This window comes from Flavonifractor sp. An9 (assembly GCF_002161245.1).
GTDB classification, from domain to species: Bacteria; Bacillota; Clostridia; order Oscillospirales; family Oscillospiraceae; genus Flavonifractor; species Flavonifractor avicola.
Window position 1 is genome coordinate 1 of record NZ_NFHC01000039.1, and the last position, 15271, is coordinate 15271.

18 protein-coding genes and 1 pseudogene are annotated in these 15271 nt (G+C 53.1%); all 19 read left to right on the forward strand.

The genetic code is table 11. The features are described 5' to 3' along the window. Positions 1–1164: DUF4368 domain-containing protein (locus B5G40_RS15890; RefSeq protein ID WP_143383445.1), on the forward strand; the 1164-nt coding region annotated here is incomplete at its 5' end. A gap of 26 nt (positions 1165–1190) precedes the next feature. Then, the gene (locus tag B5G40_RS15895) at positions 1191–1544 is read left to right on the forward strand and encodes a TnpV protein (protein WP_087400610.1); all 354 of its coding nucleotides are present in this window, start codon (positions 1191–1193) and stop codon (positions 1542–1544) included. A 153-nt stretch (positions 1545–1697) separates the two neighbouring features. Then, entirely contained in the window at positions 1698–2381 is a 684-nt protein-coding gene (locus tag B5G40_RS15900; RefSeq protein ID WP_087235953.1) for a response regulator transcription factor, read from the forward strand. Continuing rightward, complete coding sequence (locus B5G40_RS15905; protein WP_087235955.1) at positions 2378–3409, forward strand: sensor histidine kinase; 1032 nt, start codon at positions 2378–2380, stop codon at positions 3407–3409. Before B5G40_RS15900 ends, B5G40_RS15905 begins: the two co-directional genes overlap by 4 nt. Before the next feature lie 119 nt (positions 3410–3528). Further along, positions 3529–4194 carry an ABC transporter ATP-binding protein gene (locus B5G40_RS15910; RefSeq protein ID WP_087235957.1) on the forward strand — a complete coding sequence of 222 codons (666 nt, stop codon included), beginning with the start codon at positions 3529–3531 and terminating at the stop codon, positions 4192–4194. A 14-nt stretch (positions 4195–4208) separates the two neighbouring features. Beyond that, complete coding sequence (locus B5G40_RS15915; RefSeq protein ID WP_087400622.1) at positions 4209–6782, forward strand: FtsX-like permease family protein; 2574 nt, start codon at positions 4209–4211, stop codon at positions 6780–6782. Between the two features lie 560 nt (positions 6783–7342). After that, a complete protein-coding gene (locus tag B5G40_RS15920) occupies positions 7343–7756 on the forward strand; it encodes an RNA polymerase sigma factor (RefSeq protein ID WP_087235959.1) in 414 nt (137 codons plus the stop codon). Between the two features lie 103 nt (positions 7757–7859). Then, positions 7860–8312, forward strand: a complete 453-nt coding sequence (locus tag B5G40_RS15925) for an RNA polymerase subunit sigma-24 (RefSeq protein WP_087252952.1) — start codon at positions 7860–7862, stop codon at positions 8310–8312. A 10-nt stretch (positions 8313–8322) separates the two neighbouring features. Next, positions 8323–8784 carry an RNA polymerase sigma factor gene (locus B5G40_RS15930; RefSeq protein WP_087162339.1) on the forward strand — a complete coding sequence of 154 codons (462 nt, stop codon included), beginning with the start codon at positions 8323–8325 and terminating at the stop codon, positions 8782–8784. Next, positions 8781–9320 carry an RNA polymerase sigma factor gene (locus B5G40_RS15935; RefSeq protein WP_087235965.1) on the forward strand — a complete coding sequence of 180 codons (540 nt, stop codon included), beginning with the start codon at positions 8781–8783 and terminating at the stop codon, positions 9318–9320. Before B5G40_RS15930 ends, B5G40_RS15935 begins: the two co-directional genes overlap by 4 nt. After that, the gene (locus B5G40_RS15940) at positions 9260–9556 is read left to right on the forward strand and encodes a DUF3847 domain-containing protein (protein WP_087235969.1); all 297 of its coding nucleotides are present in this window, start codon (positions 9260–9262) and stop codon (positions 9554–9556) included. The genes B5G40_RS15935 and B5G40_RS15940 overlap by 61 nt, the downstream gene beginning before the upstream one ends. Before the next feature lie 108 nt (positions 9557–9664). Next, on the forward strand, positions 9665–11188 hold the full coding sequence (mobQ, locus tag B5G40_RS15945; protein WP_235983105.1) for a MobQ family relaxase: 1524 nt from the start codon (positions 9665–9667) through the stop codon (positions 11186–11188). Between the two features lie 98 nt (positions 11189–11286). Next, on the forward strand, positions 11287–11463 hold the full coding sequence (locus B5G40_RS17115) for a hypothetical protein (protein ID WP_164496957.1): 177 nt from the start codon (positions 11287–11289) through the stop codon (positions 11461–11463). Then, positions 11444–11842 carry a cysteine-rich VLP domain-containing protein gene (locus tag B5G40_RS15950; RefSeq protein WP_050006189.1) on the forward strand — a complete coding sequence of 133 codons (399 nt, stop codon included), beginning with the start codon at positions 11444–11446 and terminating at the stop codon, positions 11840–11842. Before B5G40_RS17115 ends, B5G40_RS15950 begins: the two co-directional genes overlap by 20 nt. 113 nt (positions 11843–11955) lie before the next feature. Further along, positions 11956–12690, forward strand: coding sequence for a phage replisome organizer N-terminal domain-containing protein (locus B5G40_RS15955; RefSeq protein ID WP_087400613.1), 735 nt, complete (start codon positions 11956–11958; stop codon positions 12688–12690). Then, the gene (locus tag B5G40_RS15960) at positions 12687–13550 is read left to right on the forward strand and encodes an ATP-binding protein (RefSeq protein ID WP_087400615.1); all 864 of its coding nucleotides are present in this window, start codon (positions 12687–12689) and stop codon (positions 13548–13550) included. Before B5G40_RS15955 ends, B5G40_RS15960 begins: the two co-directional genes overlap by 4 nt. A 43-nt stretch (positions 13551–13593) precedes the next feature. Next, positions 13594–13785, forward strand: coding sequence for a transposon-encoded TnpW family protein (locus B5G40_RS15965; protein WP_087400617.1), 192 nt, complete (start codon positions 13594–13596; stop codon positions 13783–13785). Between the two features lie 77 nt (positions 13786–13862). Next, positions 13863–14228, forward strand: a complete 366-nt coding sequence (locus B5G40_RS15970; protein ID WP_087400619.1) for a hypothetical protein — start codon at positions 13863–13865, stop codon at positions 14226–14228. A gap of 87 nt (positions 14229–14315) precedes the next feature. Next, positions 14316–15140 (forward strand): annotated as a pseudogene (locus B5G40_RS15980) (TraG/TraD/VirD4 family protein); the annotation flags it as partial. Positions 15141–15271: the final 131 nt, after the last annotated feature.

The window sequence follows — 15271 nt, forward strand, 5'->3', positions numbered from 1 at the left end:
GTGAACATCCTGAAAAAGCGGGAATACCTGGGCCACACCATCAATTTCAAGACCCGCAAGCACTTCAAGGACAAGAAAAGCCACTATGTTGACGAAAGCGAGTGGACGATTTTCGAGAATACCCATGAGGCCATCATCGACCAGGAAACCTTTGACAATGTGCAGCGTATCCGGGCAAATGTCAGGCGTTACCCGGACGGCTGGGGCGATGCCCACCCTCTGACCGGCCTGATGTACTGCGCCGACTGCGGCGGCAAGATGTATGTCCATCGCGTCAATAACGGCAAGCGTGACCCACAGTTTACTTGCAGCCAGTACAGCAAAATCCCATGCGGGACGCTCTGCGGTACACAGCACCGTATCCGGGCCGAAGCTGTCCTGACCTTGATAACCGATATGCTCCGGGCCATCGCGGAGTATTCCAAGAATGACCGGGCCGAGTTTATCCGCACCGTCCAGGAAACGCAGGCCGCCCAGCAGGCCGCCGACATATCCAAGAAGCGGAAACGGCTGGCCGCCGCCCAAAAGCGGGCCGGGGAACTGGAAAAGCTGATTTGCAAAATCTATGAGGACAACGCCCTGGGCAAGCTGCCGGACGCCCGGTATGAGGCCCTGGACGCACAGTATGCCAAAGAGCAGGACGCTCTCAATGCGGAAATCACGGAACTGGAAAAGGCCGTTATCGGCTATGAGCAGAGCCGGAAATCTGCGGAGAAGTTTATTGCCTTGATTGACAAGTATGAGAATTTCGACACGCTGACAAATACCATGCTCAACGAGTTTGTAGAGAAAATTCTTGTCCATGAACGCGCCCGCAAAGGCAGCCAGGACACCACTCAGGAGGTTGAAATCTACTTCAATTTTGTGGGCCGGTATATCCCACCCGCCTTGCAGCCGGTTCCCCTGACCCCGGAGGAACAGGAAGAACTGCGGAAGAAGGAGGAACGCAAGGACAGGCTTCACCAGAACTACTTGCGCCGCAAGGCAAATGGCAAGCAGAAGGAATGGGAAGAACGCTACAACGCCAGGCGCAAGGCAAAAATGGATGCGGCAAAGGCCGCGATCCGGGCCGAGGACATGGAGAAGGGCATTTTTACCACCGTTAGCCAGTTACCCAGGCAGGAGCCGCGCAAGGCCACCGTATCGGCTAGCGCCGCAATTTAACCATCACAGTGCAAAGGAGAATGAACATGAGCGAATTGACTTACACCCGCTGCGGGGATTACTACATCCCCGACCTGAAACTTTCCGAGCAGCCGGAGGCTCCCATCGGCAAGTATGGCCGTATGCGGCAACGCTACCTGAAGGAACACCGGCCCAGCCTTTACAGCAGCTTGATTTTGAGCGAAAAGCTGTATCCGCACCTGTTGGAGATTGACCGGGCGGCGCGGGAGCGCATGGACGTCATGCTGCCCCGCATGATGGAGGCGGCGGGCGTGACCGAGGATTTGAAGGCCCGTGACCCCATGCGCTGGGTGGGGCTGATAAACACATTGAAAGCGCAGGCGGAGGAAATAATTATTACAGAAATCATTATGGAGTGATGAAGGGTGCGGGGAATATTCTCCGCACCTTTTATCAAATCGTGCTGCTTGTTGTCATTCCTGATATGCGGTAAAATATTTTTTGGGAACTTGTTTTTTGCGAGGTTTCTGTGACATTTGGGTGATACTCTACAAAGAAAAGGATGTGAGCGCATGAGAATTTTAGTGGTCGAGGATGACCGCCTTTTGAATAATACCCTTTGCTATAACCTGTCTGCCGCAGACTATGAGGTCGCTGCTGCTTTGACAAAAAGTGCTGCGGAACGTCTGTGTAAAAAACAGGAATATGATTTGATTGTCCTTGACATCAATCTGCCGGACGGAAACGGATTTGATTTTTGCCGGGATATAAAAGAACGGCACCCGGACACAGCGGTCATTTTCCTCACGGCTAACGATATGGAAAGCGATATGCTGAAAGGGTACGAGCTGGGGGCGGATGATTATGTGACAAAGCCCTTTCCCATGAGCGTATTCCAGAAAAAGGTGTCCGCTTTGCTGGCCCGTATCCGAAAACAGTCTGGCGGAGACTGCTACAATGACGGCGATCTGTTTATCAATTTTACGGAAATGACCGCCCTACTTCACGGGGAAAGCATCGCCTTTACCCCGATGGAGTACCGTCTTTTGAAGGTGCTGACGAAAAATCCGCAGATCGTTTTGACCCGGCAGGTGCTATTGGAAAAGCTGTGGGATATTGACGGAAACTTTGTGGATGAACACGCCCTGACTTCAACCATCAGCCGGGTACGAACAAAAATCGAAACAGAAGGCCGCCAGTACATCAAGACAGTGTACGGCATGGGCTACATGTGGATTGGAGGCTGGAACAAATGAAAACAGTAAAGTTATCAGTAAATAAGGCTTGTGTTGCCATCTGCGCGGTACTTGTTTTGCTTTCGTTGTTTTTACTGTCTGTCGTGTATTATTTGACGCAAAACACATTTGCACTGGTTTGTGTACTGCTCTATGTGGCCAGTGTTATCGGATGTATGGCCATATTTCTGACCTTTATACGCCGTAAACTAACCTTGTTTTCAGATGCCTTGTGCAAGCTGCTTGACGATATGATGTCAGCAGATCAGGCCCCGCCACAGTACACCGAGGAAGAAAACCTGTTTTATAAAATCCAGCACCGCCTTTCCCGTCTCTATGAAGTGCTGCGGGAAAGCAAAAGCAGCATTGCAAAGGAACGGGCCGACTTGCAGGAATTGATTTCGGATATATCCCATCAAGTCAAAACGCCGATTGCAAACCTGAAAATGTTGGACGCGACGCTGCTGGATCAGACGGTGACGCCGGAAAAGCAGAGAGAATTTCTTGTTGCTATGGACAGCCAGCTCGACAAGCTGGATTTTCTCATGCAGGCGCTGATTAAAACTTCCCGTCTTGAAACCGGCGTGATTTCTTTGGAGCCGCAGCCGCAGGCCATTTATGATACCCTTGCCGCGGCGCTGGGCGGTATTCTGTTGCACGCCGAGCAGAAAAAGATTGCAGTCACAGTGGATTGCCCGGAAACGGTCACTGCGGCCCATGACCGGAAATGGACAACCGAAGCCCTGTTCAACATTCTGGATAACGCGGTAAAGTACACGCCAGAGGGCGGGAAAATCCATGTGGCTGTCGTGAGTTTGGAAATGTATGTGAAGATTGATATTTCTGATACAGGCATTGGTATTCCCGAACAGCATCAAGGGACGATTTTCAAGCGGTTCTATCGTGAAAGCAGCGTACATGACGCCCCCGGTATTGGGATTGGTCTGTATCTGGCCCGTGAAATTATCACCCGGCAAGGCGGCTTTATCCGCGTATCTTCGGAACTCGGCACCGGCTCCACTTTTTCAGTTTTCCTGCCCCATTCTTGAAATGTCACAGGATTGTGACATTTCAAGGCGTTTTCAAGGGAAATTCAAGAACCGTTGTGACATTTCTGTGAGGATTGCATTTTACAATGGAACCATCAAAAAGAAAGGTGGTAGCACTTATGCCTATTTTACAAACAACAGATTTGAAAAAATACTATGGTGAAGAGCCAAACATTACGAAGGCTTTGGATGGCGTTTCCCTTTCGGTAGAACAGGGAGAATTTGTCGCCATTGTCGGTACATCCGGCAGCGGCAAGTCCACACTTCTGAACATGATCGGCGGATTGGATGTCCCTACTTCCGGCAAGGTCATTGTGGACGGCAGGGACTTGTCCACCCTGAAAGACGAGCAGCTTACCATTTTCCGAAGGCGGAAAATGGGCTTCATCTTTCAGAATTATAATCTTGTCCCCGTCCTCAATGTCTATGAAAACATTGTTCTGCCGGTGGAATTGGACGGCGATCAGGTGGACAATAACTATATGCAGGAAGTTGTTCGGATGTTGGGCCTGGAAGATAGGCTGAACAATATGCCGAATAATCTCTCTGGCGGCCAGCAGCAGCGCGTGGCGATTGCACGCGCTCTGGTATCGAAACCGGCGATTGTTTTAGCGGACGAGCCGACGGGCAACCTCGACAGCCGGACGAGTAATGATGTTCTTGGCCTGCTGAAAGTAAGCAGCCAGAAATTTCACCAGACCCTTGTAATGATTACCCATAACAACGAGATCGCCCAGCTTGCAGATCGGATTATCCGTATTGAGGATGGGAAAATTTCTGAATGATGGGGGTGTTGAAAATGAACGATATTTTATTTGGCAACAATAACAGACCCATTATTAAGAAATTGTCCAGGCGGTACTTTAAGGCCAGCAAAAGCAGGAATATCATTGCTATTGTTGCCATTATTCTTACAACCGTCTTGTTCACAACGATCTTCACACTGGGTTCCGGTTTAATTGATACGGTGCAAGACCAAAATATCCGAAAGATGGGCGGGGACGGTCAAGCTGTTCTCAACTACATTAGTGACGAAGTTTTTGATGATGTAAAGGGCAACGAATTGATTGACCGAATTGCCTATACAAAGGCAGTTTCTTACCATCTTAACAATCCGGGGCTTGCGAAATGGCGTTCTGATATGTGGTATATGGATGATACCGCATTGGAATTTGCCAGATACGAGCCGACAACAGGACACCGCCCCGAAGCTGAAAATGAGATCATAGCCGACACAAAGACATTAGAGGCATTGGGGGTTCCGGCTGAAATCGGCGCGACAGTCACCCTTGATTATGAAATCAAGGGCAAGAAGTACACAACTGATTTTACACTGTGCGGCTTTTGGGAAACAGACAGCCTAAGTAATATCGGACGTATTATCATATCGAAAGCCTTTATAGATAGCCATGCCGACTTACTCACCTATACCTATCCTGTGGACAATGATTATTCTGGCATTGTGACGGCGTATATCATGTTCCGTGGCAGCGGCTCCGTAGAAGAAAAATTGCAGCAGCTCCTTACAGAAACCGGCTACACCTGTGACACGCTTGGAGGACAGCCCACAGACGAAAACTATATTGTCGCCCGTGTCAGTCCCGCTTATCAAAGCAGCCCTATCAGTGAAAATTCCGCCCTGTTTATTGCCGGTATTGTGGGAATACTCGCGATTATGGCAACAGGCTATTTGATTATCTACAATATTTTTCAAATCTCTGTTATTCAAGATATTCAGTCTTACGGGCAGCTTAAAACATTGGGAACCACGAGGCGGCAGATCAAAAAGATTATCAACAAACAGGCCCTGCTTCTGTCTGCGGTAGGTATCCCCATTGGCCTGATTATCGGCTTTTTCATTGGCCGCGCTTTAGTTCCGGCTCTGATGAACGGCACAACTTATACTTCCGACGCTGGCGTTGTGGTGACAGTAAATCCGCTGATATTCATTGGCTCGGCTATCTTTGCTTTTGTTACTGTTTCTATCAGTGTGCGAAAACCAGCTAAAATAGCGGGAGCGATCTCACCGATTGAGGCTATCCGCTACACAGAAAATGACGCAGGCGCATTTCAAACAAAGAAGCGTCTGGCTGTAAAAAAATCAACCAGCGGCGCAAAAATTCATCGGATGGCCTTGGCAAATTTGGGGAGAAATCGAAAACGAACAATCCTTGTAATCGTGTCTATGACATTGAGCTTGGTACTGTTTAACACCGTATTTACTCTATCCAGTGGTTTTGATATTGATAAGTATGTTGAGAAGTTCTTAAACAAGGATTTTATCATTTCTTCCGCGGACTATTTCAACTATAACTTCGCCCGCAGTGAAACATACTTGTCCGAAACCTTTATCAGTGCAGTCCAACAACAGGACGCCTACGAGGATGGCGGCAGACTATATTCCAGCAAGGTGACAGAAGAAAGATTTTCCGCTGAAACAGACGCCGTAACAAATTACAACAAGGACGAATATGGAAATCCTCTTATTGCTCTGTATGGGGCAGACGATTTTCTTCTAAACTCGATGGATGTAGTCGAGGGCGAAATTGATTGGGACGCTCTTAAAACGGGAAAATACACGCTGTACGCGCTTACAATGGATGACAATGGGAATATAATTGACAATCCATCTATCCATGTTGGAGATACGATCACCTTTCATCACTGGAAGATGAACGGGTTAGCCGGTACACTGGATAACAGCTTTGACCTTACCGTTATGGCAAAAGTTCTTATCAATGAAAATACCGATACAGAGCGAAACACGGGCGCGGCACGTTTTTATTTGCCCACAGAACAGTTCAAGCCGCTCTGCCTCAATCTCCTTTTGGTAAGTTTTCCGTTCAATGTTAAGGACGGAATGGACAGCGACATGAGCAGCTTTCTAAGCAACTATGTGGAAAACATTGAGCCGAGCATGGACTATGAATCGAAAGAAACTTACGTTCAGTCCTTTTATAGCATGACATCCCTTATTATTACAATCGGCGGTGCTTTAAGCGTTATTATTGGTCTGATCGGTATAGTTAATTTCATCAACTCGGTATTGACAAGCATTATTACGCGGCAAAAAGAATTTGCTATGCTCCAAAGTATTGGCATGACAGGCAGACAGCTCAAACGGATGTTGTCCTATGAGGGCTTGTATTATGCTGTGGGAACAATTATAGCCTCGTTGATCGTTGGGGTGCTGTTCTCTCTAATCATTGTGCAGGCGATAGCAAGTAGTTTCTGGTTCTTCACTTATCACTTTGTAATTTGGCCGATGTTGATTGTTTATCCGTTTCTTATCTGCTTGACAGTAATTATTCCCACAATTCTTTACCGACAATTTGCCAAAAGCAGCATTATTGAAAGGCTTCATCAAAATTGAGTTTGTCCGGCATAGGTAGCTGAATAAGGACATCTAAATAAGCGACTGAATCCATTAGAAAACCGGGGGCATTCTGCCTTCGGTTTTCTAATTGTCACAAACTTGCGAGATTTCAGCGTGTTATTATGTCGAAACGCTGTTATGCTGTGAGGATTTTGTGAGGATTATAGGCTAAGATATAAGAAATTGAGGAAAGAATGTACTGCCCGGCGGCAGAAAAGAAAAAACCGCCGAAGGGCAGGCTGCTTAACACGCCCATAATGTCTGGAACGGCGGTATCATGGAGGTATCGCCGTGTTTCTTTGCATCGTTCATCCGCCTAATTTGTTAAAAAAAGCCCAGCCACCGAACCTGCCCCGTCTGGCAGCCAGTGCGAAAATTGTCACAATGTAACTGAATACCGTGTTTTTTGCGCTCGAATAGCTTCATGCTGTCCGGGCGCTTTTTCATACCTGTGGGGCCGGAACATCGGGCCAACATGGCCCGAACCTTGCCCCCGGTGTCGTTCCCCGCCGCCCCGTTCAGATTTTCCCGCAAAAATCTGAACGGAGGAAAGGCAGATGGAAGTCACCATCAATTATAACGGACAAGCTGTGGCCGTGGAGGTCACACTGGAAGTCTATGAATTTCTTGACCGGGCCGACCACAAAGCCGAGAACCTGTCCCATGAGCAGCGGCGGCATTGGGATGGCCGGGAGTTTGACGAATACATAGTTGCCACCGAGGGCGTGGGTATCTACGGCGAAACGCCGGAGGAATACCTTTGCCGCATGGAAACGCTGGGTGAGCTGATGGCCGTCCTGGACACCTGCACCGAGGCCCAGCGCCGCCGGTTCCTGCTCTATGCCCTGGACGGGCTGACTCTTGCGGAGATCGGGGCGGTGTGCGGCTGCTCCAAAGTGGCCGTGTATCAGAGTGTGGAGGCAGTCAGAAAAAAATTTATAAATTTCTTTGAAAACAGGCTTAACGAATGACCTGTTTTCGGGCTACCAAGTGAAAGGGATTGTTTCCCTTATCCCAGCGGGAGGCGGACAGCGGACAAGCTGCCCGCCTCTCCCATTTTCAGGAGGTAAGCCTATGAAAACAATCAATCTGCGGTGGATTTATCCCCACTACCGGCATGACGAGTTTGTGGAGGTCAGCGATGAAGTTTGGGAGGTCATGCGGCAGGCCCAGCGCGAGATGAACAACTATGAGCGCCGGAAGGTCTACCACCGCGCCTACTACTCCCTGGACGCATATAGCTGGACGGAGAACTACGCGCTGGAACACGGCAGATCGCCGGAGGAAATTCTTTTGGAGCGCGAGGAACGGGCCGCCCATCTGCGTCTGCTGGCCGCCTTGCCGGAGGCCCTGGCCCATGCCACCCCCACTCAGGCCCGCCGCGTCCGGGCCTACTACATCGCCGGTATCAGCCAGCCGAAAATTGCCCGGATGGAGGACGTACACAGCAGCAAGGTCAGCATTGCAATCCGGCGGGGGCTGCGAAATATACGCCGCTGCTATGACTGCCTTTTCCCGGCAGAGTGAGGGCGGGCCTATGCAGACCATCAACCTCAAACAGTATTACCCGTTCTGCACCGAGGACACCTTTGTGGAGGTGTCGGATGAAATCGTTGAAGCGTTCCTGCTGGACAAGCGGGCCGAGGCCGCCAGGGAGCGCAAGATGTACCGCTACAAGGCGTTTTACTCCCTTGACTGCGACGATGGGATTGAGAACGCCGCCATCGGCTGGGCGCAGCCATCGCCGGAGGATTGCCTGATGGAAAAGGAGGCGCAGGCCGAATACGCCGAACTGCTCCGGCGGCTCTATGAGGCGATTTCCTCTCTGACCCCAGCGCAGGCCCGCCGCGTCCATGCCCGGTATATGCTGGGGATGAAAGTGAAGGACATTGCCGCGATGGAGGGGATCACCCCATCCCAGGCTGGGAAGTCCATCCATGCGGCGCTCCGGCGGCTGCGCCGGTACTTCATACGCCGGAAATGGACAAGCGGCCTATGAAAACCCTCAACCTGAAAAAATACTACTACCCGATTTGCAAGAAGGACACTTTTGTGGAAGTGCCGGACGAGGTTGCAGACGCCATTGTGGAGGAAAGCCGCGCAGAGAACGCAAATGACGCCAAGCAGCACTATCACTGTTATTCTCTGGACGCTTCCCCCGGCATAGAACACCATTTCCCGGAACAGGTCATCTCCCCGGAAGATATTCTGATGGAGAAAGAAACGGAACGGGAACAGGAGGCCGCCCATGCCCTGATGATGGAACGGCTCCGGGAGGCCCTTGCCACCCTGACGCCCCGGCAGGCGAGCTGCCTTCATGCCCGGTTTTGGGAGGGCAAGCAGTTTAAGGAGATTGCCAAGGCCGAAGGCTTTACGACATCAGCGGCCATCGTCACGGTTCGCAACGCCATTATCAAGTTGCAGAAATATTATATCAAGCGCGGCTGGATGGAGCCGCTGAAGGAGGACGCGATATGCACAAAGAAATCACCACCCAAGCGAAACAGAAAAAAGACGGGCGCGAAGAAGTCCTGAAGGAAATCCGTCAGCTTGAGAATCGCCAGAAGATTTTGGAGAACAAGCAGCGCAACGAGGAACGCAAGGCCCGCACCCGCCGCCTGATTGAACGCGGGGCTATTTTGGAGGGCATTTTCCCTCTGGCCCCCGACCTTCCCGGCGTAGAGGTCAAGGCGTTCCTGATTGCCCTGTCCCATCTTCCGGGGGCGGCGGAACTGGCCGCAAAACTGCCGAAATCCGGGAACAAGCCGTAAGTCCCTTGTTTACAAGGGCGCACTTATACACCGTTGCCGGTGTCGTGCGCCCTGCCGGGGGCTGTTGCGTACTTCGTCCGCGATGGGGAGCTACACTCCCCAAACCCCTTGTGCGCCACAGGCCACGGAACATCCGCAAGCGGCTGTCCCGTCCCCTGCGGCCTGAATATCCCTCACCGAAAGGAGGCGATCCCCATAGATTTTTGCCATATCCCCGTCAGTATCATCAAGCGCAGCGAGGGCCGTTCCGCTGTTGCCGCAGCCGCCTACCGCAGCGGAACCAAGCTGACGAATGAATGGGACGGCCTGACCCATGATTACACCCGGAAGGGCGGCGTTGTCCATGCGGAAATCATGCTGCCCGCCCACGCCCCGCCGGAGTTTGCAGACCGCTCCACCCTCTGGAACAGTGTGGAGCAGATCGAGAAAGCCAGGGACAGCCAGCTTGCCCGTGAGATTGAGGCGGCCCTGCCCCGTGAACTGTCCAGGGAACAGCAGCTTGCCCTTGTCCGGGCCTATGTGAAGGACAACTTTGTGGACAAAGGAATGTGCGCCGACTTCGCCATCCATGACAAGGGAACCGGCAACCCTCATGTCCATATCATGCTGACCGTCCGGCCCTTAAAAGAAAACGGTGCATGGGGCGCGAAGTGTCGCAAGGCATACGACCTGGACGAGAACGGCCAGCGCATCCCAGACGGGAAAGGCGGTTGGAAGAACCACCGGGAGGATACCACTGACTGGAACGACAAAGGGAATGTGGAGATTTGGCGGGCGGCATGGGCGGCCTATACCAACCGGGCATTGGAGGCCGTCGGTCAGCCTGCCCTGGTAGACCACCGCAGCTACAAGCGCCGGGGCATTGATAAAATCCCCTCTGTCCACCTGGGGCCAGCAGCCAGCCAGATGGAGAAGCGCGGCATCCGCACCGACAAGGGAGAAGTCAACCGGCAGATCGCCGCCGACAACAAGCTGCTGAAAGAAATCAAGGCCCGCATTACCCGTCTCTACAACTGGTCGAAGGCCGAGGCGGAGAAGCCGGAGGGCCAGCAGCCCAGCATGATGGACTTGTGGGAGGCCCAGCAGCAGCTCAAGCGGCCTGACACCCGCACCGGAAAAATCCGGGCATTGCAGGAGAGCGCCGCCCTGTTCAATTTTCTGAACGCCAACGGCATCCAATCCATGCAGCAGCTCCATGAAAAAATTGCCGGTATGAACACCCGCTACTATGACCTGCGGCGAGAGATCGTCAAGGCCGAGCGCCGGATCGCTGTCCTCACCGAGCGCGGGGAGATGTGGGCGCAGTACAACGAGTACAAGGCCATTCATAAACAGCTTGCCAGGATGAAGCCGGAAAAGCGGGAGCTGTTCGAGCAGCGCCACAGCCGGGAGCTGATCCTCTATGACGCGGCAGACCGGTATCTGAAGGAACTGAAAGCCAGCGGAGAGGAACTTTCCCCGAAGGAATGGCGGCGCGAGATCGACCTGCTGACCGCCCAGAAGCAGGTGGACAGCATCGACATGAAGGCCATGCGGGAGGAACTGAAAGCCGTGGAACGGCTCCGCAAGGCCGCCGACCAACTGGCCCGCCAGGAACGGGACAAGCCCCGCGACCGGGGGCCGGAGCGGTAAAGGGTACGGTGTTTTGCCGACCCCTTGCGGTGCGTCGCGTTTCACGACACACCTTTGCACAGAATTGTCAACATTCACTCATGGAAGGAGATTGCCTTATGAAGCAGATTATTTTACCCGTCACTGTCCACCTGAATATCCGCCTGCTCCTTGCCCTCTTGCAGCCGGAACCGGCAGACGCGCCCACCGGCCCGGAGCCGGAGGCCCATGCCTGCCAGGGATGCGGTAACTGCGGCGGGTGCAGGAAGTGCCAGCATGAAGAAAAGCAAGCCTGAACCCATCCCCGTCATGGACTACCGCCAGTACCGCAGAGCGCGGCGGCTGGTACATGAGTGCTGCAACTATGACGGCGGCAACTGTATCGCGCTGGACGATGGGGAGGAATGTGTCTGCGTCCAGTCCATTTCCTACTCCCTGTTGTGCCGGTGGTTCCGGGCGGCGGTGCTGCCGCTGGACAGAGAACTGGAAACGGCCCTGTTCCACCGCCTGGACGCCAAGCGGTGCGCCGTCTGCGGGGCGCTGTTCACCCCCGGCTCCAACCGGGCCAAATACTGCCCGGAATGTGCGCCGAAAGTCCACCGGCGGCAAAAGGCCGAGTGCGAGCGCCGGAGAAGGGTACAGCGTGGACAATTAGAGGGCAAAAACCCCTTGTAAATCAAGGCTTTTTTCGAGGGTGTCGGCGGGGGCCTGATAGATTTATCCTCTGACCCCCAAAACGGCCCTCTAAATGCGTACAGAAGCCCAAAACGAACCCCAAGGAGGAACCCATGTCAGACAATCGAAAATATTACTACCTGAAACTCAAAGAAAACTATTTTGACGATGACTCCATCGTGCTGCTGGAAAGTATGCAGGACGGTGTGCTGTACTCCAATATCCTGCTCAAGCTGTATCTGAAATCCCTGAAACACGGCGGGCGGCTCCAGCTTGACGAGAATATCCCCTACACGGCGCAGATGATTGCCACCATCACCCGCCAGCAGATCGGCACTGTGGAGAGGGCCTTGCAAATCTTCCTGAAGCTGGGCCTTGTGGAAGTGCTGGACAGCGGCACTTTTTACATGAGCAATATCGAGCTGCTGATCGGCCAGTCCTCCACCGAGGCCGAGCGAAAGCGGGCGGCGAGGCTCCAAAACAAGGCTCTTTCTGCGCCCCGGACAAACGGCGGACATTTGTCCGACATTCGTCCACCAGAGATAGAGATAGAGTTAGAGAAAGAGATAGAGATAAAGAGAGAGATAGAGAAGGGACGCCCCGCCCGCGCCTATGGCCGTTACCAGAATGTTTTTCTGACGGACGAGGAACTGGCAGACCTGCAGGCCAGCTTTCCCACCGTATGGGGCCAGTACATCGAAAAGCTGTCCGAGTACATGGCTTCTACCGGCAAGCAGTATCAGAGCCATGCCGCCACCATCCGGCGCTGGGCCAGCGAGGACGCCAGGAAAGCAGCCCCACCCTCTCGCAACCGGGATTACAGCGTAAAGGAGGATGAAACCGTATGATTGAGATTACCGCAGAAATCCGGGCGCTGATCGACAAGGCAGCCGCCGGTGTGGAACTGGCCGGGGATGAGTACATAGACCCGGCAGACGGCCTCATTCACTGTAAGAAGTGCGGCGGCCAGAGGCAGACCGTTGTGCCATGCTTTGGGAAACCGGGCTACTTCATGCCCCGCTGTATCTGCCAGTGCCAGCGGGAGGCCGAGGAACAGCGCAAGGCCGCCGAGGAACGGCAGCGCCGCATGGAGCGTATCAAGCGCCGGAAGGCCCAGGGCCTGCAAGACCGCTATCTGTACGACTACACTTTTGCCAACGACAACGGCCAAAATCCCCTGATGGACAAGGCCCGCGCCTATGTGGAGAATTGGAAGGAGGCATATAGGAACAACACCGGCCTGCTACTGTTTGGGGATGTGGGAACCGGCAAGTCCTTTTTTGCCGGTTGTATCGCCAACGCCCTGCTTGACCGGGATGTGCCGGTGCTGATGACGAACTTTCCCACCATCCTGAACCGCCTGACGGGGATGTTCTCCGAGGACAGGGCCGACTTTATCGCCAGCTTTGACGAGTACGACCTGCTTATCATTGACGATTTGGGTGTTGAGCGCAGCACCGAGTATGCGATGGAGCAGATGTTTTTTGTCATTGACAGCCGCTACCGCAGCCGCAGGCCCATGATAATCACCACCAACCTGAAGCTGGCCGAACTCAAGAACCCGCCCGACCTGGCCCACGCCCGTATCTATGACCGTATCCTGGAACGGTGCGCCCCGATCCTCTTTGCCGGGAAGAACTTCCGGGAGGAAAACGCCGGAGCTACCAAGCAGGCGGCGAAAGACATGGTAAACCGTAAGCATGAGTAATTTTTTGCCGGACGGCGCAGCCCCGCCCGGAGAAAGGAGCGCCATGAGCGAAGAAACCCGCACCATGCAGACCGTAGACACCACTCCGGCCAGAGCGCCGGAGGACGCCCCCGCGCTGGTAAAGAAAATCGGCAAGACCACCTACAAGGTGCGCGTCCATTTCAGCGATACCAGCACCGAAACCATGAGCGACAAAATCAAGCGTATGCTCAAAAACGAGATACAGCAGATGTGACCGGCTGATAAAGCCAGCCGCCTTGTGTTAAACTGATGATGGTACACACCAAAACTTTAGCCAAGGAGGACATGAAAATGCTGTACACAGAAAAAGAGAAAACTGAAATCGAGCGCGTCCGCAAAGTGTTCGAGAAACACATCCAACAAATGACCGCTTATGATTTGGTTTGGTCAGACAAGGTTGGCTATGTTTGGCTGGCAATATCCCTTGACCCGGTTTATGTTGACACCGGCAACAGGATAGAGTCCGCAACTGCTCTTTGTTATGAGTGCTTGAATGATATTGCACTGGATGTTTTCGGAATGACCGGAAACGACCATGACTTTGAGGACGCCGACCCGCTGGAACTGGCCGAGATTAAGCGGCGCTGGAAACCCTATATCGACCAGTTGCCGGAATATGCGTATCTTTGCGATGAGCTATTAAGTGGCCGCAAGTGACCCGCCTGCCTGAGTGTCAGGAGCATGAAAGTGCTTCCTGGCACTTTTTTTGTGGCTTTTCTGTGAATTTGATTAAAAAGTCCTTGACAACTCGTTTCGGGCAAAACCGCAAAATCCATCCTGATTTCCTGCGGTGCGCGCCTTGCCGTGTTCGACATCGCGGAGCTGCGGGAGGTCACGGCCTACGACGAGCTGGAGCTGGATACCCTGGGAGACCGGAAAACCGCCTTGTTCTTGATTATGAGCGACACGGACGATAGCTTTAACTTCCTGATCTCCATGTGCTACACCCAGCTGTTCAATCTGCTCTGCGAAAAAGCGGACGATGTGTACGGCGGGCGGCTGCCGGTCCATGTGCGGTGCCTCATTGACGAGGCCGCCAATATTGGACAGATCCCTCGGCTGGAAAAGCTGGTTGCCACCATCCGAAGCCGTGAGATTTCCGCCTGCCTGGTGCTGCAAGCACAGTCCCAGCTCAAAGCTATCTACAAGGACAACGCCGATACCATCATCGGCAACATGGATACCTCCATCTTCCTGGGCGGCAAAGAGCCGACAACCCTCAAGGAGCTGGCCGCCGTGCTGGGCAAGGAGACCATCGACACCTACAACACCGGCGAGAGCCGGGGCCGCGAGACATCCCATTCTCTTAACTACCAAAAGCTCGGCAAAGAGCTTATGAGCCAGGATGAACTGGCCGTCATGGACGGCGGCAAGTGTATCCTCCAGCTGCGCGGTGTGCGGCCTTTCCTCTCGGACAAGTACGACATCACCAAGCACCCCAATTACCCGTACACCGCCGACGCGGACCCCAAGAACGCCTTTGACATCGAGGCGTTCCTGTCCACCCGGCTCAAGCTCAAGCCCAACGAGGTCTACGATGTGTATGAAGTAGACGCAGAGGGCGTGTAAATCTGTTCCGCTGTGAAAGACCTGCTAATAAAAGTCAAGTAGAAATTTCAGATTTTTAGGGAGGCGAAAAAATGCAATACAAAATCAAGCCGCTGAGCATCTCAAAATTAAAACGGCGGCCAGCCAGATGG